The organism is Vibrio chagasii, assembly GCF_024347355.1.
Classification (GTDB): domain Bacteria; phylum Pseudomonadota; class Gammaproteobacteria; order Enterobacterales; family Vibrionaceae; genus Vibrio; species Vibrio chagasii.
In genome coordinates this window covers 209,831-234,316 of the sequence record NZ_AP025465.1, presented here as the reverse complement: position 1 = coordinate 234,316, position 24,486 = coordinate 209,831, and the positions used below count along the sequence as shown (strand labels likewise).

The 24,486-nt window shown below is 39.7% G+C and carries 23 protein-coding genes and 1 pseudogene; 4 read left to right on the top strand and 20 right to left on the bottom strand.

Annotated elements, in window-relative coordinates:
* Window position 1 precedes the first annotated feature (1 nt).
* A complete protein-coding gene (locus tag OCV52_RS01060; protein WP_137406290.1) occupies window positions 2–349 on the top strand; it encodes a type II toxin-antitoxin system RelE/ParE family toxin in 348 nt (115 codons plus the stop codon).
* 246 nt (window positions 350–595) lie between these two features.
* Here the strand turns inward: OCV52_RS01060 and gpmM are convergent, their stop codons facing one another.
* Complete coding sequence (gene gpmM, locus OCV52_RS01055; protein WP_137406291.1) at window positions 596–2,128, bottom strand: 2,3-bisphosphoglycerate-independent phosphoglycerate mutase; 1,533 nt, start codon at window positions 2,126–2,128, stop codon at window positions 596–598.
* Between the two features lie 348 nt (window positions 2,129–2,476).
* On the opposite strand from gpmM, the gene wecA (OCV52_RS01050) reads away from it, so the two are divergent.
* Entirely contained in the window at window positions 2,477–3,544 is a 1,068-nt protein-coding gene (gene wecA / locus OCV52_RS01050) for a UDP-N-acetylglucosamine--undecaprenyl-phosphate N-acetylglucosaminephosphotransferase (RefSeq protein ID WP_137406292.1), read from the top strand.
* Window positions 3,545–3,825: 281 nt separating this feature from the next.
* Here the strand turns inward: wecA (OCV52_RS01050) and wecA (OCV52_RS01045) are convergent, their stop codons facing one another.
* From wecA (OCV52_RS01045) to OCV52_RS00955, 19 genes and pseudogenes are all read right to left on the bottom strand, one after another.
* Window positions 3,826–4,926, bottom strand: coding sequence for a UDP-N-acetylglucosamine--undecaprenyl-phosphate N-acetylglucosaminephosphotransferase (gene wecA, locus OCV52_RS01045; protein WP_137406293.1), 1,101 nt, complete (start codon window positions 4,924–4,926; stop codon window positions 3,826–3,828).
* Between the two features lie 248 nt (window positions 4,927–5,174).
* Window positions 5,175–6,041, bottom strand: a complete 867-nt coding sequence (galU, locus tag OCV52_RS01040) for a UTP--glucose-1-phosphate uridylyltransferase GalU (RefSeq protein WP_137406294.1) — start codon at window positions 6,039–6,041, stop codon at window positions 5,175–5,177.
* A gap of 196 nt (window positions 6,042–6,237) precedes the next feature.
* Window positions 6,238–6,904 (bottom strand): annotated as a pseudogene (locus OCV52_RS01035) (GDP-mannose 4,6-dehydratase).
* 9 nt (window positions 6,905–6,913) lie between these two features.
* Window positions 6,914–8,080 (bottom strand): nucleotide sugar dehydrogenase, encoded by a 1,167-nt coding sequence (locus tag OCV52_RS01025; protein ID WP_137406295.1) that lies wholly within the window; start codon window positions 8,078–8,080, stop codon window positions 6,914–6,916.
* On the bottom strand, window positions 8,077–8,538 hold the full coding sequence (gene pssE / locus OCV52_RS01020; RefSeq protein WP_137406296.1) for a PssE/Cps14G family polysaccharide biosynthesis glycosyltransferase: 462 nt from the start codon (window positions 8,536–8,538) through the stop codon (window positions 8,077–8,079). The genes OCV52_RS01025 and pssE overlap by 4 nt, the downstream gene beginning before the upstream one ends.
* A complete protein-coding gene (gene pssD / locus OCV52_RS01015; protein WP_137406297.1) occupies window positions 8,535–9,017 on the bottom strand; it encodes a PssD/Cps14F family polysaccharide biosynthesis glycosyltransferase in 483 nt (160 codons plus the stop codon). The genes pssE and pssD overlap by 4 nt, the downstream gene beginning before the upstream one ends.
* On the bottom strand, window positions 9,017–10,201 hold the full coding sequence (locus OCV52_RS01010; protein WP_137406298.1) for a glycosyltransferase family 4 protein: 1,185 nt from the start codon (window positions 10,199–10,201) through the stop codon (window positions 9,017–9,019). Before OCV52_RS01010 ends, pssD begins: the two co-directional genes overlap by 1 nt.
* On the bottom strand, window positions 10,201–11,043 hold the full coding sequence (locus tag OCV52_RS25620) for a DUF6369 family protein (protein ID WP_390903398.1): 843 nt from the start codon (window positions 11,041–11,043) through the stop codon (window positions 10,201–10,203). Before OCV52_RS25620 ends, OCV52_RS01010 begins: the two co-directional genes overlap by 1 nt.
* Window positions 11,044–11,396: 353 nt before the next feature.
* Window positions 11,397–12,437 (bottom strand): TDP-N-acetylfucosamine:lipid II N-acetylfucosaminyltransferase, encoded by a 1,041-nt coding sequence (locus OCV52_RS01005; protein WP_137406299.1) that lies wholly within the window; start codon window positions 12,435–12,437, stop codon window positions 11,397–11,399.
* Window positions 12,424–13,848 carry an oligosaccharide flippase family protein gene (locus tag OCV52_RS01000; protein ID WP_137406300.1) on the bottom strand — a complete coding sequence of 475 codons (1,425 nt, stop codon included), beginning with the start codon at window positions 13,846–13,848 and terminating at the stop codon, window positions 12,424–12,426. The genes OCV52_RS01005 and OCV52_RS01000 overlap by 14 nt, the downstream gene beginning before the upstream one ends.
* A complete protein-coding gene (gene rffA / locus OCV52_RS00995) occupies window positions 13,845–14,975 on the bottom strand; it encodes a dTDP-4-amino-4,6-dideoxygalactose transaminase (RefSeq protein WP_137406301.1) in 1,131 nt (376 codons plus the stop codon). Before rffA ends, OCV52_RS01000 begins: the two co-directional genes overlap by 4 nt.
* Window positions 14,962–15,639, bottom strand: coding sequence for a CatB-related O-acetyltransferase (locus OCV52_RS00990; protein ID WP_137406302.1), 678 nt, complete (start codon window positions 15,637–15,639; stop codon window positions 14,962–14,964). The genes rffA and OCV52_RS00990 overlap by 14 nt, the downstream gene beginning before the upstream one ends.
* A 5-nt stretch (window positions 15,640–15,644) precedes the next feature.
* On the bottom strand, window positions 15,645–16,826 hold the full coding sequence (locus OCV52_RS00985) for an ATP-grasp domain-containing protein (RefSeq protein WP_137406303.1): 1,182 nt from the start codon (window positions 16,824–16,826) through the stop codon (window positions 15,645–15,647).
* A gap of 25 nt (window positions 16,827–16,851) precedes the next feature.
* The gene (gene rfbA / locus OCV52_RS00980) at window positions 16,852–17,724 is read right to left on the bottom strand and encodes a glucose-1-phosphate thymidylyltransferase RfbA (RefSeq protein ID WP_137406304.1); all 873 of its coding nucleotides are present in this window, start codon (window positions 17,722–17,724) and stop codon (window positions 16,852–16,854) included.
* Complete coding sequence (gene rfbB, locus OCV52_RS00975) at window positions 17,724–18,821, bottom strand: dTDP-glucose 4,6-dehydratase (protein ID WP_137406305.1); 1,098 nt, start codon at window positions 18,819–18,821, stop codon at window positions 17,724–17,726. Before rfbB ends, rfbA begins: the two co-directional genes overlap by 1 nt.
* Window positions 18,821–20,080: a UDP-N-acetyl-D-mannosamine dehydrogenase gene (gene wecC / locus OCV52_RS00970; RefSeq protein ID WP_137406306.1), complete on the bottom strand. Its 1,260-nt coding sequence runs from the start codon at window positions 20,078–20,080 to the stop codon at window positions 18,821–18,823. The genes rfbB and wecC overlap by 1 nt, the downstream gene beginning before the upstream one ends.
* A gap of 18 nt (window positions 20,081–20,098) precedes the next feature.
* Window positions 20,099–21,223 (bottom strand): non-hydrolyzing UDP-N-acetylglucosamine 2-epimerase, encoded by a 1,125-nt coding sequence (gene wecB / locus OCV52_RS00965; RefSeq protein WP_137406307.1) that lies wholly within the window; start codon window positions 21,221–21,223, stop codon window positions 20,099–20,101.
* Window positions 21,224–21,593: 370 nt separating this feature from the next.
* Window positions 21,594–21,914, bottom strand: coding sequence for a hypothetical protein (locus tag OCV52_RS00960; RefSeq protein ID WP_137406308.1), 321 nt, complete (start codon window positions 21,912–21,914; stop codon window positions 21,594–21,596).
* 86 nt (window positions 21,915–22,000) lie between these two features.
* The gene (locus OCV52_RS00955) at window positions 22,001–23,110 is read right to left on the bottom strand and encodes a helix-turn-helix domain-containing protein (protein WP_137406385.1); all 1,110 of its coding nucleotides are present in this window, start codon (window positions 23,108–23,110) and stop codon (window positions 22,001–22,003) included.
* 287 nt (window positions 23,111–23,397) lie between these two features.
* On the opposite strand from OCV52_RS00955, the gene OCV52_RS00950 reads away from it, so the two are divergent.
* Window positions 23,398–23,811 (top strand): hypothetical protein, encoded by a 414-nt coding sequence (locus OCV52_RS00950; protein WP_137406309.1) that lies wholly within the window; start codon window positions 23,398–23,400, stop codon window positions 23,809–23,811.
* The gene (locus OCV52_RS00945; RefSeq protein WP_390903396.1) at window positions 23,763–24,275 is read left to right on the top strand and encodes an N-acetylmuramoyl-L-alanine amidase; all 513 of its coding nucleotides are present in this window, start codon (window positions 23,763–23,765) and stop codon (window positions 24,273–24,275) included. The genes OCV52_RS00950 and OCV52_RS00945 overlap by 49 nt, the downstream gene beginning before the upstream one ends.
* Window positions 24,276–24,486: the final 211 nt, after the last annotated feature.

Genomic DNA, 24,486 nt, shown 5'->3' with positions numbered 1-24,486 from the left:
TATGACAACCATCGAGTACACAGACACCTTTGATCAATTACTTGATGCATTAATTAACTACTTAAGTGATTATTCGAGTGAAGGGGCCGTCATAGAACGCATAGAAGCTCTTCTCGACCGATTTGAAGCCTTAGTTTCTGATAACCCTCATGCTGCAAACATTGCCCCTCCTTTACTAGAGCTTGGAGTGAAAAACTTTCGCGAATTTCACCTCGATAGCTTTCGTATTATCTACCGAACGTTACCGTCAGCTCACCCGAAAAAAACGAGAGTAATGGTAGATGTGATAGCATTGCAAAAACAAAATTTAGAACAACTGCTCATTCAACACTGCATACTCTACAAATAGCGTTTAGCTCTTCTCATCTCGCTTACTCGCATCTCGAATCTGCTCTTAAAGCTCTTCGTATCCCGATTACTCGTATCCCACATCTACCCTTAAGCTCTTCTCATCTCGTTTACTCGTATCTCGCATCTGCCCTTCAGCTCTTCGAATCCCGTTTACTCGCATCCCGCATCTATTCTTCAAGATCCAGATACAAAAAAACGGCCACACTCGCGTGCAGCCGTTCTAGTATTCGATGAAAGTTAAAAGTTACTTAACTAAAACATCACCTGACATTTCAGCAGGGATCTCTGTACCCGTTAGAGATAGCATTGTTGGTGCAAGGTCAGACAGTTTACCGCCCTCTTTGAACTCAACGTCTTTGTTACCTACGTAGATAAGTGGCACTGGTAGATTAGTGTGTGCTGTGTGGATGCCGCCCGTTTCTGGGTTAACCATCATTTCTGCGTTACCGTGGTCTGCTGTGATAAGCAGTTGGCCGTCAGCTTCTTGAATTGCTTCAACCACTTTACCAAGACATTCGTCTAGAGACTCTACGGCTTTCACTGCTGCATCGTAAACGCCAGTGTGACCAACCATGTCACAGTTAGGGAAGTTACAAACGATAGCGTCGTATTTGCCACCTTTGATTGCTGCAACTAGCTTTTCAGTGAGTTCTGGTGCGCTCATTTCAGGCTGTAGGTCATAAGTCGCTACTTTTGGAGAAGCAACAAGTTGACGCTCTTCGCCTTCGAACTCGTCTTCGATACCGCCATTGAAGAAGAAAGTCACGTGCGCGTATTTCTCTGTTTCTGAAATACGTAGCTGCGTTTTACCTTGCTTAGATAACCACTCACCGTAAGTGTTCTCTAGAGAAGCCGGTGGGAATGCACATAGCAATGGAATATCAGCAGCGTATTGAGTCAGCATCACAAAGTCGATTGCTGGGAATACGTTACGCTCAAAACCAGCAAAATCAGCAACGAATGTGCGAGTGATTTGACGAGCACGGTCGGCACGGTAGTTCATGAAGATAACTGCATCACCATCAACGATAGCTGCAGACTCTTCACCTTCCGCTTTAATTTCAGTCGCTTTAACGAACTCATCGTTTTCATCACGAGCGTAAGCGGCTTCTAGGCCAGCAACTGCCGTGTCGAATGTGAACTCTGCTTTTGCTTCAGTTAAAAGCTCGTATGCAGTTTGAACGCGTTCCCAGTTGTTATCTCGGTCCATTGCGTAGTAACGACCAACCAAAGAAGCCACACGACCTTTGCCCAGTTTAGAGAACAGATCTTGGAAGCGTTGTAGAGAATTTTCTGCGCTACGTGGTGGCGTATCACGGCCATCTAGGAATGCGTGTAGGTAGATTTTCTCTGCGCCACGCTCTGCTGCCATTTCAACCGCTGCGTAGATGTGATCTTCATGAGAGTGAACGCCACCTGGTGACATAAGACCCATGATGTGAACCGCTTTATCCGCTTTCACAGCTTTGTCGATAGCATTCACTAGCGCTTCAGTTTGACCGAATTCACCGTCTGCAATTGACTTAGTAATACGAGTAAGATCTTGGTATACCACACGACCAGCACCGATGTTGGTGTGACCAACTTCAGAGTTACCCATTTGGCCATCCGGTAGGCCTACATCCATGCCAGAAGCAGAGATTAGCGTGTTAGGTTGGTTAGCAATAAGACCGTCTAATACTGGTGTCTTAGCGTTCGCGATAGCGTTGTCTTGGTTGTCTTCACGGTAACCGTAACCGTCAAGGATCACTAGAGCCATTGGCTTCTTAGCTGACATAGGACTGACCTCGTTCAATTCAAAATAAATCGGTATAAAAACAAATTAGCGTAATTTTACTACAGTTTACAGTCAAAACTGTAGTGGAAGATCAAGAAACGTCTCAGGTAGGCCGATCGAATGTGAAAAAAAATGTCATTTTGTGTTCAAGACTCCGAGGCAACATTAGGGATTAGACAGCGCATAACAACGCAATATTTACACCAAGTATGAATATTTGTGCATATTTAAAAATGTAGGCTTTGTTCCAAAAAAGCGAACAAATCATACTCAACCAAGTGTACATATTGATAGTTTTAACGTAAGCTACACGTAAATAAAAAGTTAAAAATTTGGCTAGAGTTCACCATGTTATTAGAGCTATCACTTGTTGGCTTCTTTTCCTTTTCGTCGCTCTTTGTAATGCGAAAAGCAGCAAAAGCCGTCGGCTTAGTAGATAAACCCAACGAACGAAAACTGCATAACGGAGCGATCCCACTCGTAGGCGGAATCTCAATAAGCTTGTCGATAGCTCAGTTCATACTCACCCACCCCAATGTGATACCGCATAGCCAGCTTTTTTTAGCTTCTATCGCAGTGCTTATCGTTATCGGCGCGCTCGATGATAAGTTTGATATTAGCTTCAAAATTCGGCTTGTCGTTCAAGCAATTCTTTCCATTTGCATGATGCACTTTGCCGATATTCGCCTAGAAAACATTGGTAATATTTTTGGCATAGGTGAATTACATTTAGGATTCTTAAGCCCGGTCGTCACTATACTTGCGGTGATTGGAGCCATTAACGCGTTCAATATGGTTGATGGTATCGACGGCCTATTAGGTGGGCTCGCTATCGTCACCTTTGCTGGTATCGCCATTTTACTCAAAATCGATAGCCAAAACGGCTTAGCGTATTTGTGCGCCGTATTCATTGCCGCGACTATCCCTTATATCTTGATGAACCTCGGGCTTCTAGGCCGAGAACGCAAAGTGTTCATGGGGGATGCTGGCAGCATGATGATTGGCTTTACCGTCATCTGGCTACTGCTTGGTGCCAGCCAAGATCCTTCTGAAGCGCTCATGCGACCGATCACGGCGTTATGGCTGATTGCTATTCCGTTAATGGACATGGCCGCAATCATGTTTCGACGAGTAAGACGTGGCGATTCCCCATTCAAGCCCGACAGAGAACATTTACACCACATTTTCCAGCGCCTCGGTTTTACATCACGCCAGACGCTGGCCATCATTTGTTTGATCGCCAGTGGCTTTGCCGGCTTCGGGATCTACGGTGAGTTCTTGGGGATATCTGAATCAACCATGTTCATCCTGTTTATGCTTTGCTTCGTTTCGTACACCGTTGCGATGAGCTATGTTTGGCGTATCACAAGCTGGATTAGAAGTTGGCGTAATCTTCCTGAGAAGGTATATGAGTAACTCAGCAGCGCATTGATGGCTAAGACTTCAAAAGTGATTTAAACAAGGCCGTGCCAATAAGCCAGCTTTAAAAACTGAAGCGCTTACCACCAAAAACAAAAAGGGCCCAACCTCATATCGAGATTGGGCCCTTTTGCTTGTGATAACTGAATGATGGCAACCTAAATGCAGAATTAGCGAAGCAATACCAACAGATAACGATGAATTAAGCAGGCGATAGATGAAGCCTAACCTTCACATCTACATACACAAAATGCTGGTATTTCTACATACCCATCACCTTATACTGTTGTTTCCTCTGATTGTTTTTCTTCTAACTTCTTCCACTTTCTTACAATCTTCGCCATCTTGAACGAATGTGTCATTGCGTAGGTGTGGAATGAGAAACATGCCACAATGGTGTAGAACATGACGAATTCTGGCACCTGGAAGTACTCTCCCAATAACCCCAAGGTTGAATAAAGCAATTGCACTAAGCAGATCACCACTAACGACTCACGAGGGGTAAAGCCGATACGTTGCATAATGTGGTGGAAATGCTCACGGTCCGGTTTAAATGGAGAGTGCCCTTTACGAATACGACGTATCATGATCGCCATCATATCGATCAAAGGCACTGCAATAAGCCACAAGGCTGTCACTGGGCGAATAATATAGTGCCCGTCATCGGACTGCGTGCCACCAATCAACACCCAAATCACTATAAAGCCGATCATCATGCTGCCCGCATCGCCCATGAACACCTTACGAAGCTTACCAAAGTAGCCTAAGTTGAACAGAACAAAAGGAAATAGCATGACCACCATGACCGCCATAAAAAAGGCATAAAACTCGAGTTCATAAGCAAAGAACACCACCCCTAACGAAGTAAACACCACCATACTCAAGCCACCTAACAGGCCATCAATACCATCAACCATATTAAAGGCATTAATTGCAGCAATTACGGCGATCACCGTAATCACGCTGTCGAGTACCACAGGGAAATCTAACACGCCAAACCCGAATACATCGCCAACGTGAGAAAGGGTTAACCCGGTGTAATGCATAATCACCATCGCCAACATCGCTTGTACGCCCATTCTGAGCTTAAAGCTGATATCAAAGCGATCATCCGCCACCCCAACCAGTACTAGTACAGTTAAACACGTGGCAGCTATCTCTAGGTTATTGAACTGTTCTGCGTTCACATACAGAAAGTACAACAAGGTAATGCACAAAGAGATGCCCCCGACTAAGGGAACTACGCCTTCGTGGTGCTTTCTGGCATTGGGTTTATCGGTTAGGCCAATCGCATAGCCGACTTTGCGCATGCAGTACAGCACAGCAAGGGAGATAAAGAAGAACATCGAGAGTTCGATGAGGTACTCAAACAGTGACATCAGGGTAAGCCTATAATTGGTTATTGTTTTATTGCTTTATTGCTTTATTGCTTTATTGCTTTATTGCTTTATTGCTGAAGAATGGCCGAATGGCGAATTATGGCAAGGCGCATGACTTTAAAGCTTGCCATTTAACGCCATTCTTTAAACTATTAGCAACAAGGCATTGGAATAGGGGAAGGAGAGTAAGGTGGTGAACCTCATTGATGAAATAACCTTTCATACTACGATTCACCCAGCCTAAAGTACTATTTCTTTTCTGTCGCCGTTTGGTCTATTTCCGCTTTGCTGCCTTTAAGGTAGACGTTTTGGTAACAGTAGTTTGTCGCTTCAATGTAGCCATCGACGCTGCCACAGTCGAAACGCTTACCTTTGAATTTGTAAGCAATCACACACCCTGTTTTCGCTTGCTCTAGCAGCGCATCGGTAATTTGAATCTCGCCGCCTTTGCCTGGCTGAGTCTCTTCCAAAATATCGAAGATGTCTGGCGTGAGAATATAACGACCAATAATGGCAAGGTTGCTTGGCGCTGTGCCTTGCTCTGGTTTCTCGACCATATCGGTAATGCGAATCAAGTCATCACTCAAATGCTCACCCGCAATCACACCGTATTTGTGGGTTTCCGATTCTGGCACCTCTTCGACTGCAACAATGGAGCAACGGAACTGGCGATACAGTGCCGCCATTTGTGCCAGCACACCTTGGTCTTCATTAATGCAAAGGTCGTCGGCCAACACCACAGCAAACGGGTTATCGCCCACCAGTTCTTTGCCCGTTAAAATGGCATGCCCTAGCCCTTTCATTTCACGTTGGCGAATGTAGGTAAATTGAGCGGAGTCGATCAAGGAACGAATGTCATCCAACAAAGGCTCTTTATTGGTGCCTTGAATTTGGTGCTCAAGCTCGTAGTTCTTATCAAAGTGATCCATCAATGAGCTTTTACCACGGCCGGTCACCACCGCCATGCTGGTCATACCCGCTTGAATGGCTTCATCAACGCCGTATTCAATCAGCGGTTTATTAACGATAGGCATCATTTCTTTAGGCATAGATTTTGTTGCAGGTAAAAAGCGCGTGCCGTAGCCCGCTGCAGGAAATAAGCAGTGTTTAAGCATTATTTTTTCTTTCTCGTTTTTATTATCAAGGTACAGCGGGTATGGCTTTTGTTTGCGCAACTGAATGGCAAACAAAAGTGCCCCAAACCGGAATAGAATGAGGCACTAGCAACATCAGAGATGCTGTATGTATAGAAGAAGTCTATAGAAATGGAGTAATTTCTATATTGGAGCTTTAAAAAGCTCTACTGTGGTTTTACTTGTTATAAAACTCGCGGTACCACTGAATAAATTCAGCGACACCCTCTTTCACAGTAACCTTAGGGGTATAGCCGGTTGCTGCAAATAGATCTTGAGTATCAGCATAAGTTTGGTACACATCACCAGGTTGCATTTCACGGAAGTTTTTCTTCGCTTCAATGCCTAGCTCGTCTTCAATCGCCTTAACAAAATCCATCAAATTGATTGGTGAGCCATGGCCAATGTTATACACCGCATAAGGGGCAGAACTGGTTGCTGGCGATCCGGCTTCTACTGTCCATTCGCTATGACGCGTTGGCACGACATCGGCGATGCGTACTACACCTTCAACAATATCGTTGACGTGGGTAAAATCACGCCACATGTCACCATTGTTGTTGATGTCGATCGTGTCGCCATCGAGAATCTTCTTAGTGAAGATAAACGACTTGATCAAATTGCTCCGCTTCAAACAAGTGAGCCACGCCATCGCGATCAGCAATGTCTAACTGGACCAGTTTAAAATTAGCATGTTGAATACGCGCGAGGCGAGCCTCTTTCAAAGCGACATCGTAGTAATCATTTAGGTTATCAACACCAACAACTTGATGGCCTTTTGCAGTTAACTGTTCTACCACAGCACTGCCAATAAAACCCGCTGCGCCGGTTACTAAATACTTCATTGTTAACCCTTAATCTGAACCGAAAAGATCGCGTGTGTACACTTTGTCTTGTACATCCGTCAGCTCTTGCGCCATGCGGTTAGACACGATCACATCACAGCTTGATTTGAACTGCTCAAAATCCGTTAGCACCAATGAGCGGAAGAACTCTTTTTCTTTCAGCTCTGGCTCAAACACCACCACTTCAATGCCTTTGGCTTTCAGGCGCTTCATAATGCCTTGAATGCTCGAAGCTCGGAAATTGTCCGAACCAGATTTCATTACTAAACGGTAGATACCCACGCGCGTTGGGTTACGCTTGATGATTGAATCGGCGATAAAATCTTTACGTGTGGTATTCGAATCTACAATCGCACCAATGATGTTATTCGGTACGTCTGAGTAGTTGGCACGCAATTGTTTGGTGTCTTTCGGTAAACAGTAACCACCGTAACCAAATGAAGGGTTGTTGTAATGTGAGCCGATACGTGGGTCTAAGCACACACCATCAATGATCTGGCGCGTATCTAGGCCGTGCGATTCTGCGTAAGTGTCTAGCTCATTAAAATAAGCGACACGCAGAGCCAAGTAAGTATTGGAAAACAGTTTTACCGCTTCCGCCTCCGTCGAGTCGGTATACAAGATTTCAACATCTTTCTTTACCGCGCCTTCTAACAGCAGGTTAGCAAATACTCGAGCACGTTCAGAGCGCTCACCCACTACAATACGCGATGGGTGCAAGTTATCGTAGAGCGCTTTGCCTTCACGCAAAAACTCTGGCGAGAACATTAGGTTTTCACACCCTAGTTCTTCTTTGATACGCGCAGTATAACCCACTGGGATAGTAGACTTGATCACCATTACCGCATTCGGATTGATCGCCATTACGTCTTTAATCACGGCTTCAACAGAAGATGTATTAAAGTAATTCGTTTCAACATCGTAGTCCGTTGGGGTAGCGATAATAACGAATTCCGCATCGGCATACGCCATTTCTTTATCAAGAGTTGCGGTAAAGTTTAATGGCTTGTTTGCCAAAAAACCTTCGATCTCTGCGTCGACAATTGGCGACATTTTATTATTCAGTAATTTTACTTTTTCTTCGATAATATCGACGGCGACAACGTCATGATGCTGGGCCAACAGCATCGCATTTGATAAACCAACATAGCCAGTGCCAGCAACAGCTAATTTCATTTTAATGAATCCTTAATCGATAAGACAATTTCATCTACTTTAAAAAAAGGAACTTTTGAGTAATAAACTGGAACATATGATTTAGCTTCATTAATTTTGCTTAGAAGATTATCAAGCTCCCAAGATACAAGTAAATGCTTATGTTTTTCCATATATTTCGCAATATCACTCTGGTGCTTATCTACACGCTCAAGGTTAGGAACGACAATGATTTTTTTTCTTAGCTCAAGCAAACGATAAATAGTGCCTGCACCAGCATGAGTAATAATTAAATCTGCATTTAAGTAATAACTCTCTATATCTTCAACAAAGCTAACATAGCTACCATTCTTAGATTTTATTCTGCTAGAAGCAACCTGAAATGTATACTCATTCTCTTTGTCACTTCCCGCGAGGCTATCAACATGCTCAATTAAACTATCAAATACAGTCGTACCTACTGTTACTAGTATCTTCATAAAATACCCGAGTATATAGCTTTAGGATAAAGAGAGTGAAGGGATTTATTCTGAATATAAAACTCATCTGCAATTAAGTACATACACCGACCAGTGAGTGAACGAGAATTAAATCTAGACCAAGTTTCAATATGAATAACTTTTGCTCCAAAAAGTTTACATATTACAGCAGAGAATATTCCGATGCCGGGTCCTGTCGTGACCATACACTTAATATTGTGCTTAATATTTATATTAACGATAGACTTAACAACTAAAATAGGACCAGAATTTATAAATATCGAGAAGTGACTATGTTTTCCTCTCACTTCTGAAGTTTTATAATGAAAGTCTGACCATTCTGGTATTATGGCAGTATCTGATAACGATACTATTTCAAATTCTTTTAATGACTCAACTATTTTTGGAGCCAATCGGTTCATCTGAGCAGTATGGCCACCTTCACCAAAACTAAAAAGTACAGCACATTTCTTCTGCATTAGTATATACTCTTGTAGATATTAGCAATATTGTTCCAGGATCTATTTTTCAATACGAAATTATTACCCGAACTTATAAACTTAGAATTATCACCATGATAAGCTTGAAGTAATTTATCTGATAAATCACTTACATTTTCCGCTTCAAAAAATAGAGCGTTATCGGTACCGGATATAACTTCTTTTACTCCCCCAACATCACTCCCTATAACTAAACGTTTGAATGCCATAGCTTCTAGAGGCTTAAGTGGCGTCACTTTCTGAGTAATATCCAAATTTAAACGTGCGATAACAATACAATCAAGAGAGGTGTATATATTAACGAGATCTTTTCGAGAAAAAGCTCCTTTAATCATAATACGTTTGTCAGAAGAGTTAGAAACAATTTCAGTTAGTTTATTTAAGCTTGGTCCTTTCCCAAAGAATGTTAAGCTTGTATCAGGAAAATCTGAAATAGGAAATGCCTTTTCAAATGCTGAAATCAATAATTCCAAACCTTCAATTTCGCTAAAATTTCCTACGTATCCAAATCTTTTAACTTTTTTGGGGGCACTTACACCTGTCGCTAATTCCAAAATATCATTTTCAACTGCATTTGGAACAATAAAAATTTTATTCGGATTTACACCTCGTCTAACCAAATCATCCCGCAAAGATTGATTTATTGTGACAACTTGATCTGCTAATTTTAAAGATAACGTCTCGATTGCTTTAATCAACTTTGAAATAATAAAATTAGTAACACCTTTTGATTTAAATCTTTCTTCCCATAAAGACCTAAATTCATAAATACTTTTTATTTTTAACTTTCTAGCCACTAGAATTGACGGCAATGCACAGTAAAACATACTATGAGCATGAATAACATCGACGGCTTCAACTTCAGCCTTATTCCTCAAATATGAATAAAATTTAAAAATTAGAAATACTTTCTTTAACCTAGAAAACAGGGTCTTTTCTTTTTCACTAATTTCTAAATTATTATCAATTGAATTTTTCGCCCTGTAGACTTTAATACCATCTAGTATCTCGTAGTCAGATACCGAATATCCTTCTTGAAAAGGAGAAGTTACAGCAACAACATCAATACTATTATGTACCTGTCCCTTTAGTATTCCTTCAGATCTAATCGTTGAACCGGTTAAATCCGGGTAATAATTATATAGAACATGTAATACTTTCATCACTGCTTACCAAATAGTTTAAAATCTCTTCTTAAGGTCATAAGAAAAATAAATAAAAATATAAATGTTGACTGATATATTATAGAGCTAGTAAGCCCTAGAATAGAAATGTAGCATAAAGTCAAAAACAAAAACTTTTTGTTATCACATACTATTGAAGCTGTAAATGAAATAAAAAAGAGTGTAAAAACAGAACAAATACCTTGCTTAATAAAAATAGTCAAATATAGATTATCAAGGCTGTGATTATATGGCTCTAATCCTCTGTACTCAAACCATGGTATGTAAAATGGATGACCAACCCCCAAGCCAAATATATAAGAAAAATCACTAAATCGTGATAATTCAATGAAGAAAGGGGAGAAACGGTTCATAAAAAATGAATTTAAGTACTCAAAGTTTAAATATGTTCCTCGACTCTCAAAAATATATACAACAAGAAAAATTATTAATGGCAATATTAAAACAAAAATTAATTTCTTGTGCAGTTTAGCATAAAACAAAAAATAAACCCCTAAAGATAATAGTAATGCAATTAAGACAGTTCTATTTCCAGAGATAAGCAAAGTCATAGTGAGAAGAATAACAAACTTTACATTTAGCCTCTTATTTAACAATAAATAAAAAAACAACATCTTTATAAAAAGCATTCCAACATCAGAATAACGTATGGAGTTATTAATTTGATAATATAAATCATTTGAAAAAAAAGAAGATCCAAACAAATACAATATCACAACAATACAACAATATTTTATAAGTAAAAGATTAGTTACTAAGTTTAAACTTAAGTGAAACGAATTACTCAATGAAAAGATATCTTTATAATAAAAATAAAACATCGAAGCTGTTAATAAAATAAAAAATGGTTTTAAATCTTTAAATTTATATATTAACGGGGAGTCATTAAGCAATACTGAATAAATTATTGAAAATATAAAGAACGCATAAAGTATATAATATTTCTGAAGGCGGCGCCTGCTTAAAATAGAAAGGGAAAATGCAAGAAAAAGCCCTATATAATAAAACTCAAATGAATAAATATAATATTTAAAGAAATAGTTATTAAAAACACCACCAATAGGAAGAAACACAACTAAAATTAAAAAGCATAATAAAGACTTTCGCTTATCAATTATATTATACAAACCCAAAATAAAAAATATCATGGAAAATAAATAGAAGATAAAAACAGTCATGAGAATAACTCTTCTAAATTTAACTTCAATTTAGTTGGTGAGTAAAAGCTAGTTATAATGTCTTTATTACTTTCCCTTTCGTAAAAGTCTTTATTTAAGTTAAAATCACTAAAATCAAAAACTTTAACTCCAAGTTTACTAAACATATCAAAAGAAGTAACATCTCTTCTCATATATACTTTAGCTCCATTACCAAGTAATGTTCTTATCACACTTAAAGCTTGCTGCCTTTTATGATTGAAGATAGCAATATCAATTTCGCTAAGGATAAGATTATATTCATTAATATCTAGAAAATCAGTCAAAATTATAACATTATCACCAAGAATTAATTTAGCCTCTTTTTCTATATATTTCGCATAACTTTTATCCCCATAAGAAAGAGGAATATAAAACTCTATACCTTCAATATCAAAGTCTTTTAATGAAGATAAGATCTCCATATGGTTGTTTGTAGGATCAGCTGAGTTTCCTATTAGTACTTTCTTTTTCTTCTTAGTAGAGGTATCTTTAGTAGAGGTATCTTTAGTAGATAGAGGCGTATATACACTATTAGGGAAGGTATACATATCCAATCTTTTACCAATAGTCTTATACCATTTTTTTGCTAGCTCATAATCACCATCAACTGATGTTACGAGAAACCCTATATTTCTTATCACTTTACTTCTAAAAAACTCTTTCAATTTATAGAGTTTTTTAGATTTATCTAGTTTATAACTATATAAATCAACTCCCATCATTAACCAGTAACACTTTTTAAGTAAAAAGGGGTTGAAAAATAGTAATAACACAACTTTAAAATCAATCAATCCATGTAAAACTATCCTTTCCGACTTACACATAAAGTATAACATTGAAATATACCTAAATAATATTGATTTAGAGTAGAAAGAATTACTTAGACTTAAAATATCCTTTGGCGGAATATTACCATAACAAAAGTACTTAACCTTTTGGTTATCAATCTCATTTTCCACAAAGCGAATAAATGGAATTGAGAATTTATTAACCATCATTACATTAAGAATCAACATTAGCCCTCTTTTTGAAATCGAAAAGTATTATTTTTAAGGTATCCCACCAAAGAAAAATCACAGTTAGCATATACATAAACCAAACTAATATATCGATATACTTTTCGTCACGATTTAAATAGTTTAAAGTTATTGCAATAACGATAGGAAAAATTGACCAAACATATATCTTGAGTTTTTTTAAACATAATTCTGGCCAGAGATATAAAGAAAATTCGGTTCTAAGAATCAAGAAAACCCAAAAGGATATTGCTGTAGATGTCGCAGCTCCGAATGCTCCAAATATCGGTATTAAAAAAACATTACCTACTAAATTTATAATAAAAGACAAGGTGGTTGCTAATAAAGAAAAATTTGACTTTCTTGATATACCAATTCCTAACTTAGTGACCTCTGAAAGAGTATATAATAAAGGATATGATAAGCATATCACTACTAGGCTCGATACATTTTGATACTGAGTTGGTAAGAAAAAATCAATAATAAAAGAGAACATCCCAATAAATGAAAATATCATTAATACAAAAATTAGAACTCTATCAGCAATAATACTTATTTTTTCAATTCCTTCACCTTTTGATACCCATTTATACACCATAGGAGCCCAAACAGTTGAGAATATGGTTTGTAATATAGTACCCGCACTTGCAAAACTGATAGCGACAGAATAAATTGCTAATTCATTAAAGTTTGAGTATTCTTTTAAAAAGAATCGATCTAAAGACGTCAAGCCCCAGTATGCTACACCTGAAAATGCTAATGGGAAGCCTAACCTTAACAGATGCTTAACTTCTTTTTTATTAACATTTTGAACTATACTTTTTTTTATAAACTCACGATTATAGATAAATATTATTAATGTCGATATTACATAGGAAATTAAATATAGGTAAAGTAGAACTGTAAAAGTATATTCATCATAAAAAATCACTGTAAACACTAAGAATAAAACAAAAATAGTCTTAATTGCTGCTTTTGATAATGAATATGCTAAAGCTTTTTCTTGCATCCTGAGATTAATCGTTAAAAAGTGCGACAGCACATAACACAATATCGATGAAATCAGAATAAAATTGATAACTTTACTATCCACATCAAATAAGAATAGACTAGCACTTATATTACTAAAGTAGTATAAAAATGCTAATATTATCAACATGCAAATAGGAGCTAATATACAGCTTTTAAATAGTTTATTCTTATTATCTTGTTCATGGTACTCCCTTACATATGCTTGATCTAACCCTAATGTAAAAAAAAGTCCACTTAAACTTATAATTGCCTGAAATATTGATAATCGTCCAATGTCTTCTTGATTAAAAAACCAAGATAATAATGGTAATGTGATTACACCTAAAATAGCGGTTAACAATGGACCAATAGCGAAGAGTAAAATTTTTTTTAAATTCATTGATAAAACTTTTTAATGACCTGGCAAATATAATTTACATCTTCCATTTTCAAATCATACCAAAGAGGCAGCCTTAATAATCGCTCACTCTCTTTTGTCGTATATTGATCACTTCCAGAAAATATTGAATAATCTTTACCAGCTTCGGCACTATGCAATGGAATATAATGAAAAGCACAACCTATCCCTTTACTCTTTAGAAATTCTATTAATTGGCTTCTTTCCTGAATATTTTTAGTTTTAATGTAGAACATATGCGCGTTATGCTGACAATTATCAGGGATCTTTGGGATAGAGAAACTCCCTTGACTAGAAAAATCACTCAAACTTTCGTGATACTTATTCCATAATGATAATCGTTTTTCATTTATCTTTTCTGCTTTTTTTAACTGCGCATAAAGGTATGCTGCTTGGATTTCGCTTGGAAGATAGCTACTTCCTATATCAACCCAAGAATATTTATCAACCATACCTCTAAAAAATTTACTTCTATTTGTGCCTTTTTCCCTTATTATTTCCGCTCGCTCTGCCAAACTTTGATCATTTATTAGTAATAAACCACCTTCACCACCACTAGTATAATTTTTAGTTTCATGGAAACTAAACGCAGCAAGATGACCTATAGTGCCCAAAGCCTTCTCTTTATAGTAAGACATAACCCCTTGAGCTGCATCTTCAATCACATACAATCCATATTTTTCAGCTACTCGCATAATTGTATCCATTTCACATGCTACTCCAGCATAGTGAACAGGAACAATTGCTTTCGTTCTATTAGTTATTGCTTGTTCTATCAGGGTCTCATCAATATTCATTGTATCAGGTCGAATATCAACAAAAACAATCTTCGCGCCTCGCAAGACAAAAGGGTTGGCCGTACTAACAAAAGTGTAACTTGGCATAATCACTTCATCATCTGGCTTAATATCAATTAACAACGCTGCGAGCTCTAATGCATGTGTGCATGATGGTGTTAGGAGTGTGTTATCGCATTCAAGTTTTGATTCAAACCATGATTCACAGGCTTTCCCAAACTCGCCATCACCGCATAACTTGCGGTTTTCAATTGCCTTACTTACGTAACTTAATTCATCACCTGTTACAGGTGGCACGTTAAATGGAATCATTTTCTTTCCTCAAAAATTTTTCTAATTCTTTTATGCTAGGAGTATTTGATATCATTTCATAATGTTTTCTGATCTTTTCTAATGGCCAATCCCACCATCTTATAGTTAGGAGCAATTCAATAATTTCTGTAGAAAACCTATATTTAATAATTTTCGCTGGATTACCCGCTACAATTGCATATGGGGGGACATCTTTCGTTACTACTGAATTGGCACCGACCACAGCCCCGTCGCCAATACAAACACCTCGAGTAACCACTGAGCCAGCCGCAATCCAAACATCACTTCCAATACTCAAAGGTTTTGTAAACCTATCATATACAACTTTTGAATCGTCAGGTCTTAACTTCGATGAGTCGTCATACAAAAATGAATGTTGCGTTATTCGCGAATAATCATGATTTGCACCTCCAATAGTCACATTCCAAGAAATACTACAAAAGGAACCTATTTTTGTATGTATTATTGTAGTATTTCTTCCCGTGTAGGAGTATTCACCTATGAATGAATGGTATATATAATTATTACGATCTATTTTTACACGGCTTTTTATCACAGTGCTTTCAATATTAGAATTATCACCTATTGAGCTTACACCTATTTGCGAATTATTAATGTTTACATTGTTAAATATTTTTGCATTTCCATCAATTTTTGAGTTCACTAACTTTAAATAACCTCGATATCTATTTCACTGAGAATATATTGTGCGATTTCATGTGCATGTTCCGATGAATTCCCTCTCACGATCACCTGACCAATTCTATCAGGGCCTACTCTAAATTGTTTGACACTATCTCCAACACTGACATCTATCGAAACGTTTTCTAACCATGGGTTAGAATATACACTTTCAGGAATATGGATATTATTCACAATCCCATCTTTGTCAGATCTAACGAGTACAGCAGCATTAGCGATACCATTCTTCGGGTTTACAAACGATGGGTTCTGCCCTAATGCTTCAAGTACAAGATGCTCATAAATATCAATCCCTGTATATATTGAAACGTTCTCAGGTAAACAAGTAGCTCCCATTCTTGCTCCTATTTCTAGAAGATATGGCTTACCTTCTGAGATCATGATATCAACATTTGCAATAGTTTCTTTTATTCCAATACTGCTGACTGCCAGCATAATCTGAGTTTCAATAGCTGTGATTAACTGCTCTTCAAGAGTTATGGGCATCGAGTGCCCAATAGGAACAGATACTGGTGGAGGAGTGACTAAGTCATCATGCAATAAAACGCCCTTCAACTTGCCATTACCTACAATGGCTTGAGCTCCTATCTCTTTACCTTGAAGGAATTTCTCAACAATAACTTCCTTTTCTTGAGAAACACTTATTGCGTCATCGTACGCTCTACCTAAATCACCAATATTATCTACTTTTGTGATTCCACGACTACCAGAAGAATCAATAGCCTTAACCATTACTGGAAGGCCAATAACTTCTACCGCATCAACCATTTTTTCTTTTGATGATACAATCATAAAATCTGCAGTATTGACGCCATTTTCAATAAAACACTTCTTCATCAAAAATTTGTTCATACTTATTTTAGAAGCATTATAACCTGTACCAGAAAGGCCTAAATTATCAATTAAAAAACCTATAGTTGGAACAGCTACATCTGTTCCTGTTGTGACAACACCATCTATATTCGCTTTTTTTGCTACTTGTAATATATAATTTTTTTCTCTTGTATCACTATTTACCCATACATCGGCTTCTTCAATACCAGGGTATTTACCATCAGGCGATACTACATATACTTTGTGCCCCATTTTTTTTGCTTTTTTGATCAGCGGCAATTGATATATTCCAGCACCTAATATCATAATGTTCATTTTTAACTACCTGACTTTTGAACGTTTAGTGACTTTTACTGATAAGCTGTTGCAAATATTTTCCGTAGCTATTTTTCGCTAGCTTATCAGCCGATTTTTTTAGCACATCATCACATATCCAACCATTGAACCATGCAATCTCTTCTAAACAAGCAACTTTGAAGCCTTGCCTTTTTTCAATAGTTTCAACAAAAGAAGCTGCATCATGTAGGCTTTCATGTGTCCCTGTATCAAGCCAAGCAAAGCCTCGGCCTAGTAGTTCTACATTTAGCTTGCCTTCTTTTAAATACATCTCGTTTAATGTGGTTATTTCTAACTCGCCACGCTCAGAAGGTTGGACATTCTTCGCCATATCCACAACTCGGTTATCATAAAAATACAACCCGGTGACAGCAAAATTTGATTTAGGCTTCAGAGGCTTTTCTTCTATAGAAATTGCTTTTTTGTTTTCGTCAAACTCTACAACACCAAATCGTTGAGGATCATGAACATTATAGCCAAAGACTGTAGCACCTTCCTTTTGGTTAGCAGCTTTAAGTAACTTCGGAGTAAAACCTTGTCCCCAAAAAATATTATCACCTAAAACCAAGCACACTGGCTCATTAGCTATGAATTCTTCACCAATGATAAATGCTTGTGCCAAGCCTTCAGGTTTAGCCTGTACCGCGAATTCTAAGCGAATTCCAAATTGGCTACCATCACCTAACAATCGTTGGAAACTTGCCTGATCTTCTGGAGTTGTGATAATTAGAACTTCTCTAATACCTGCTAACATCAGAACTGAGAGTGGATAATAGATCATTGGTTTGTCGTACACAGGTAAAAGCTGCTTAGAAACGCCCATTGTAATCGGGTATAAACGAGTACCTGAACCACCAGCTAAAATAATGCCTTTCATTATTTTCTCCCTTTTGATTGAGCTGTCTCTACACCTAAACGCTCACGTTGATAGCTACCATTTTGCACGTTTTGACACCATGCAGAGTTATCTAAATACCATTGAACAGTCTTACGAAGACCGGTTTCAAACGTCTCCTCAGGTGTCCAACCTAACTCACGCTTCATTTTACCCGAATCAATCGCGTAGCGGCGGTCGTGTCCTGGACGGTCTTGAACATAGGTGATTTGTTCTGAGTATTTGGTGTCTTTCGGAACAAGAGTATCCAAGATGTCACAAATAGTGTTGACTACTTCAATGTTTTTCTTCTCGTTATGTCCACCGATGTTGTAAGTCTCACCTACCTTGCCTTCGGTTACTACCTTGTAAAGAGCGCGCGCGTGATCTTCCACAAATAGCCAGTCGCGGATTTGGTCTCCTTTGCCATAGATAGGAAGGTCTTTACCTTCTAACGCATTAAGAATAACCAGAGGTATTAGTTTTTCAGGGAAGTGGTATGGGCCATAGTTGTTTGAGCAGTTAGTGACAATAGTTGGCAGGCCGTAAGTACGAAGCCATGCACGCACCAAATGGTCACTTGATGCTTTTGAAGCAGAGTAAGGGCTAGATGGTTCATAAGATGTCGTCTCCAAGAACATTGGGAGCTCAGTACCCTCTGAGACTTCATCTGGGTGAGGAAGGTCACCATACACTTCGTCGGTAGAGATATGATGGAAGCGAAACTCCGCTTTCGCTTGATCTTCAAGTGTATTCCAATACTCACGTGTCGCTTCTAACAGCGTATATGTTCCAACTACGTTCGTTTCAATAAATGCTGCAGGACCTGTGATTGAGCGATCCACATGCGATTCTGCCGCCAGATGCATGACTGCATCTGGTTGGTGCTTGGCAAATACGCGGTTAAGCTCACCATGATCGCAAATGTCCACTTTTTCAAACTGATAACGATCAGTTGAAGCCACTTCGTGTAGTGATTCAAGGTTTCCAGCATAAGTAAGTTTGTCAACGTTTACTACACTATCAGAAGAATTATTAATAATATGGCGAATAACGGCTGAACCAATAAAACCAGCACCACCTGTAACTAATATTTTCACTACCAAATACCTTTTGTATCGATAACAAATGATTCGATCAATTTGATTTTCTTGAATTGTTTATGATCAACCAACATCACATGAATATCTGTTTCACTCAATGAGTCATCAATTGTCACCAACTTAATGTTTTCATGATCAATGGAGTCAATATTAGGCTCGATTGCTAACACTTTTCCTATATGAAAATCTGCAATTGCCTTTGTAATATCTAGAGCCGGGCTTTCACGCAAATCATCAATATCCGGTTTAAATGCTAGACCATAACAAGCAATAGTGACATCTTGTGCAGTTTTATTTGGGTTGGCTTGTAAAAATTCAGCGAGCGCAATTTTCACTTTATCAATTACCCATTCTGGCTTTTTATCGTTAACATCACGCGCAGTTTTAATTAATTTTGCTAACTCTGGTGTTTTGGAAACAATAAACCAAGGGTCAACCGCAATGCAGTGGCCACCAACACCAGGTCCTGGCTGTAGAATGTTTATACGCGGGTGACGGTTTGCAAGTGAAATCAACTCCCAGACATCGATATCTAATTCATCACAAATCATCGATAACTCATTAGCAAAGGCAATTTGTACATCACGGCAACTGTTTTCAGTTAACTTTGCCATTTCCGCCGTGCGAGCATTGGTAATCACACACTCTCCCATTACAAACGTCTTATAGAGCTCAACCGCTCGCTCCGAACAACGCTTACTCATACCGCCAATTACTCGGTCGTTTTCTACTAGTTCACGAACAACATGACCAGGCAATACTCGCTCAGGGCAATGGGCTATATTTACATCCGCAGTTTCGCCGTGAGTTTGTGGGAAAGACAAATCAGGACGTGCTTCTGCTAGCCAAGCGGCCATTTGCTCAGTTGCACCAACGGGAGACGTTGATTCTAAAATGACCAAATCGCCTTTTTTAAGTACTGGCGCAATCGCTTTAGATGCCGCTTCGATATACCTTAAATCCGGCTCAGGAACTTCACCATCAGCACAGTCTTTGAAAGGCGTCGGTACTGCAATCAAAAAAGCATCCGCAACCTCAGGAGTTGTCACAGCTTTTAGATAACCTTGCTGTACAGCCGCGCTTACTAACATATCAAGATCCGGCTCTACGATATGAATTTCGCCACGGTTGATGATATCAACCGCGTGTTGATTGACATCGACACCAATCACTTTCTTTTTACGGGATGCAAACATGGCTGCTGTCGGTAGGCCAATGTAACCGAGGCCGACTACTGAAATTGTTTCAAAAGACATATTGATTTCCTAAATTTCTTATTTTTCTAATTCGTTCAAAATTCGTTGGCAAGCTTTGCCGTCACCGTATGGGTTGTGTGCAAAACTCATAGCTTGATAAGCACTTTCATCGGTTAGTAATTCATTTAAACTATCAACGATCATTTCAACATCAGTACCCACTAACTTCACCGTACCCGCTTCAACCGCCTCTGGCCTTTCTGTGGTATCACGCATCACTAACACAGGTTTGCCTAGCGAAGGTGCTTCTTCTTGAATGCCGCCCGAGTCGGTCAAAATAATGTTTGCGCGGTTCATAAGGTAGATAAAAGGCAAGTATTGCTGAGGTTCAATCAAATGAATATTTTCGATGCCAGCAAGAATTCGGTTTACAGGTTCGCGGACATTTGGGTTAAGGTGCATTGGGTATAAAATCTGTGTCTCTGGGTGCGCTTTAGCCGTGATGGCCAACGACTCACAAATGCGCTCAAACCCACCACCAAAACTTTCACGGCGATGACCAGTAACCAAAATGAGTTTTTTGTGCTCGTCTAAAAACGGGAACTGAGCAGAAAGTGTGGCTTCTAAATTCTTATCCGAGTCAATTTTATCCTTAACCATCAACAGCGCATCAATCACAGTGTTGCCGGTAACGCTGATATCCTTTGAGTTAAAGTTTTCTTTTAGCAGGTTTTCTTTAGACGTTTGCGTCGGCGCAAAGTGATATTTAGTTAACGCACCTGTTAATCGGCGATTACCCTCTTCTGGCCAAGGTGAATAAATATTACCCGTGCGAAGGCCTGCCTCTACGTGGCCCACTGCAATTTGCTCGTAATAAGCCGCTAAGCTTGCCGCGAATGTGGTCGCTGTATCACCATGTACCAAAACCACATCTGGTTTGAATTCTTCTAGTACCGGCTTAAGCTCTAACAAAATACGCGCGGTCACTTCGTTCAGTGTTTGCCCTACTTTCATTAAGTTCAAATCGTAGTCTGGTGTGATTTCAAATAGCTCTAATACTTGGTCTAACATTTCACGATGTTGGGCGGTAACACAACATTTAGCATCAAAGCGCTCATCGGCCGCTAAAGCATGAACCAAAGGTGCCATTTTGATGGCTTCTGGACGCGTGCCAAAAACAGTAAGGATTTTTTTCTTAGTCATTTTATGTAATTTCTAACCGACAGGTGAGGTTAAATGAGGTGATTTCTATAGCTTTGAGCCTCTGCAATTCAAGGCACACGAGGCATGTTTCTATTTAAGACAATCTATTTTCGATTGTCTTTTATAACGAGGAGTATTAATTTACTTTCTTAAAACCGCCCCAATAGGTACCCAGAACACTATTTGCTCGCTTGAGCTTACAATGAATTCGCATTCAGGCACGCTACCGCCCTTAGGTTTGGCTCCTAAAGGCAATAAATCATGATTTTCACCGTACTTCATGATAATGCGGTTTTCATACGGTTTTTGCAGGGCCGAGATTGTAACAAAGTATGTGCATATTGACTAATCTAAAATTTGAACCAAGATCTCACAAAGCATTCACCCAGCGAAAACATTGTACGTCTTGCAGGTATTGTGTCCCTATGTAGTATCGGTTTTCTTGTGCTGCGTCGCAGTAGCGCTTTTCTATGTCGATGAATATTTTGCCGTTACGGTACAATGAAACAAAACTGGGGTTAGTGTTCACCGCCAGCATTGCTTTGATTTCAGTGCGGGTTAAGCCTTGTGGGTAATGGCTCACCAGTAAATTTAAGAATTCACCAATTCGCCCTTCTACTCGCGCCACCTCTTTGGCCAACAGCGTGGCTTGCTGTTCAGTGGTCAGTTTTTTTAAGCTTGTATCTTCCATGTTATTTTCTTCCTTGTTTGCATTGCTTGCTCACTTACATTGTGTGGTTTGGGTTGCTCCCTGCTTTGGTTGCTCCGAGCTTGGCTTCACTCAGTGTCATCTTTGATCTGCGCTTTAGATTGAATGAGCGCTTTAATGCGTGCTTCAAAAGGGTTGTGGGTGTTAGTACTTTGGTATTCAGCCAGTGCTTGGGCCACAGGCGTTGTGCCTTGTTGGCTATGCTGGTGAGGTAAGTGGTTACTTCGTGGTTGTTCTTTCGTAGGGTTTGCTTGCGCCTGCCGCATTAGTGGTTTGCGCTTGGTTAGCTTTGTCCCTTTGGTTCGCTTTGTTGGCACGAACGCTCCCTGTTTGGTTTTGGCTTTCGCACTTCTTCTTAGCCAGCCATTCACAAAGTGACCAATGTGCTCAAACGGTTTACGTTTATCGGGGTTAATGTACAACCAGGCTTGCATGGCGTGCAGTTGTTGCAGCACATCTAAGCTGGGGTAGGTGCTCTCTAATATGGTAAAGAACTCGTGATAAATCGGTGCACTTCCCTCTTGGGTAAGCAGGTGAATCACTGCGTCATTTGGGTTCTTGGTGTCCGAGTTTTTGGCGTCCGAGATTTCGGTGTTAGTGCGTGTGATGTCCGTGCTTTTGCTCTTCGAACTGTGCGTATCCGTTGTGCTTGTATCTCCTCGTTCTACCACTGTGTTCTCTGAGGGACTCTTTTCAAGCGTGTTAGTTTTTAGGCTCAGCCCTGTTTTATGTTCTTTATGAGAGATTATGTGTGCCAGGGGATCACTCTCCGTGTTGGATCGGTTGGCCTCCTGGTGGGTGTCGGATTGCTCCGTATTAGGGTTGTGATTGGCTACTGGATCCGTTACCGATACAGCAGCGGGCTGTGTGGCGTCATGAGTTAAGTTGCGCTGTTCAATATGGCAACCTTCAGGCACACGCAGTTGGTACAAGTTACTGCGCTGGCGCCCTGAATCATCAAAGCGCTTTATCCGCTGTAAAAAACCTTGCTTTTCCAGCTCGTTAACGTGTCGTGTCACGGTTCTTAGCGACACTTCGCAATATTGCGCTAAGTAATTTAATGAGGGGAAACACACGCCGCGCGCGTCGGCATTATCGGCCAATTTTAACAGTACCAATTTGCTAATTGGCGAACCGGTTTTCAGTGGCATAAAAGAAAGAATGAGAGAAACACACATCATTAACGCTCCTTGTTATCGGTTGATTCATCAAGAGATCCATTGATAGTCAGAGCATTAACAACACTTTTTTAAGGATTGGGGGCGCAACGCCCGTGAGATAAGTTGTAAGAAAAGATGTTTAGTTAATTGGCTCGAATTTATATGCAACATCAAACCTATAAAACAGGTATTTTGGGAAACACCTCTCACTTTTTAGCTAGGCCTATTTCAATGATGAGCAACGGCAACCCTAATCGCAAATCTTGAATTACATTGCCTCCCCCGTAGCAACCATAAGGTGTTCAATGAAGGCAATCATCTCTCTTTTTATTTCCACCTATCGAGGCAACATGGCCAGTGCAGAGTGCTGCTCTTACTCCCTCCCTAACCCGCACTCTAACTCTCGCTGTTGCTCAGATCAGAACTCGGCATATAGCGCACCACCTGCACCTTGTGGCTTCAACGCTGTTAGCTATGAGGATGTTTGTTGGGCAATAAGCCGAGCTAGCAAGCGCGAAACCCTTGGCTATTACATTACTTACCTTCGCTATGTGCGCTATCACGACGCTTACGCGAAAACTGTGGAACGTGCTTGGCTAAAGCGTAGCAATTCGGAACTAAGCCAGGTACCTGCATCCCAACAATGGTTACAACAACATGAGGAAGCATTTTGTCACGCACTCCACCAGCAACTCATCGAACTCAATGGCCACGATTAACGGGCCAACCTTTATCCCTTTACTCCTTTTTGTGTCACCTCCCCGCCGGTTTGGCTTTCTCTTTTATTACCGTGCATTGCAGCGCCACGTCACCACAGCAAGACATAGGTGTGCATGACATTCGCCGCTGGCATAAAAAGAGAGGCTGGCGCGATGTGGGGTATCACTTTGTGATTCGTCGTGATGGCAAGGTAGAGCTAGGTAGGCCGCTGTCGCAGACTGGCGCACATGTGAAAGGACACAACAAAAGTAATATTGGGGTTTGTATGATCGGTGGCTGTAACGCAAAGCAGCAACCAGACGATAATTTCACGTTTGCGCAACGTAAGGCACTGTTTGGCTTGGTGGCAGCGTTGCAAGAACAGTTCTCTATTTCAGATGAAGCGGTAAAGGGCCATAAAGATTGGGGAGTGAATAAGGCGTGTCCGGTGATGAGATTAAGAGCAGATGCGGAATGCGAGTAAACGAGATGCGAAGAGCTTGAAGAGCAGTTGCGGGTGACGGGGAAACGAGGAGCGAAGAGATCAGGGGCAGTTGCGAGTAACGAGATTCGAGTAAACGAAAAGCTTGAAGAGCTAACAAAGCGAATGCGGGATGCGAAGACATAAGGAGCAGAGGTAAAGAGCGAGAAGGTTATACAGTCAAAGGCTATATAAGCGGTCAAAGCCAATCAAT

Coding starts and splice junctions, on each gene's coding strand:
- OCV52_RS01060 (WP_137406290.1), top strand. CDS start 2: ATGACAACCATCGAGTACACAGACACCTTTGATCAATTACTTGATGCA.
- gpmM (WP_137406291.1), bottom strand. CDS start 2,128: ATGTCAGCTAAGAAGCCAATGGCTCTAGTGATCCTTGACGGTTACGGT.
- wecA (WP_137406292.1), top strand. CDS start 2,477: ATGTTATTAGAGCTATCACTTGTTGGCTTCTTTTCCTTTTCGTCGCTC.
- wecA (WP_137406293.1), bottom strand. CDS start 4,926: ATGTCACTGTTTGAGTACCTCATCGAACTCTCGATGTTCTTCTTTATC.
- galU (WP_137406294.1), bottom strand. CDS start 6,041: ATGCTTAAACACTGCTTATTTCCTGCAGCGGGCTACGGCACGCGCTTT.
- OCV52_RS01025 (WP_137406295.1), bottom strand. CDS start 8,080: ATGAAATTAGCTGTTGCTGGCACTGGCTATGTTGGTTTATCAAATGCG.
- pssE (WP_137406296.1), bottom strand. CDS start 8,538: ATGAAGATACTAGTAACAGTAGGTACGACTGTATTTGATAGTTTAATT.
- pssD (WP_137406297.1), bottom strand. CDS start 9,017: ATGCAGAAGAAATGTGCTGTACTTTTTAGTTTTGGTGAAGGTGGCCAT.
- OCV52_RS01010 (WP_137406298.1), bottom strand. CDS start 10,201: ATGAAAGTATTACATGTTCTATATAATTATTACCCGGATTTAACCGGT.
- OCV52_RS25620 (WP_390903398.1), bottom strand. CDS start 11,043: ATGTTTTATTTTTATTATAAAGATATCTTTTCATTGAGTAATTCGTTT.
- OCV52_RS01005 (WP_137406299.1), bottom strand. CDS start 12,437: ATGTTGATTCTTAATGTAATGATGGTTAATAAATTCTCAATTCCATTT.
- OCV52_RS01000 (WP_137406300.1), bottom strand. CDS start 13,848: ATGAATTTAAAAAAAATTTTACTCTTCGCTATTGGTCCATTGTTAACC.
- rffA (WP_137406301.1), bottom strand. CDS start 14,975: ATGATTCCATTTAACGTGCCACCTGTAACAGGTGATGAATTAAGTTAC.
- OCV52_RS00985 (WP_137406303.1), bottom strand. CDS start 16,826: ATGAACATTATGATATTAGGTGCTGGAATATATCAATTGCCGCTGATC.
- rfbA (WP_137406304.1), bottom strand. CDS start 17,724: ATGAAAGGCATTATTTTAGCTGGTGGTTCAGGTACTCGTTTATACCCG.
- wecC (WP_137406306.1), bottom strand. CDS start 20,080: ATGTCTTTTGAAACAATTTCAGTAGTCGGCCTCGGTTACATTGGCCTA.
- wecB (WP_137406307.1), bottom strand. CDS start 21,223: ATGACTAAGAAAAAAATCCTTACTGTTTTTGGCACGCGTCCAGAAGCC.
- OCV52_RS00960 (WP_137406308.1), bottom strand. CDS start 21,914: ATGGAAGATACAAGCTTAAAAAAACTGACCACTGAACAGCAAGCCACG.
- OCV52_RS00955 (WP_137406385.1), bottom strand. CDS start 23,110: ATGTGTGTTTCTCTCATTCTTTCTTTTATGCCACTGAAAACCGGTTCG.
- OCV52_RS00950 (WP_137406309.1), top strand. CDS start 23,398: ATGAAGGCAATCATCTCTCTTTTTATTTCCACCTATCGAGGCAACATG.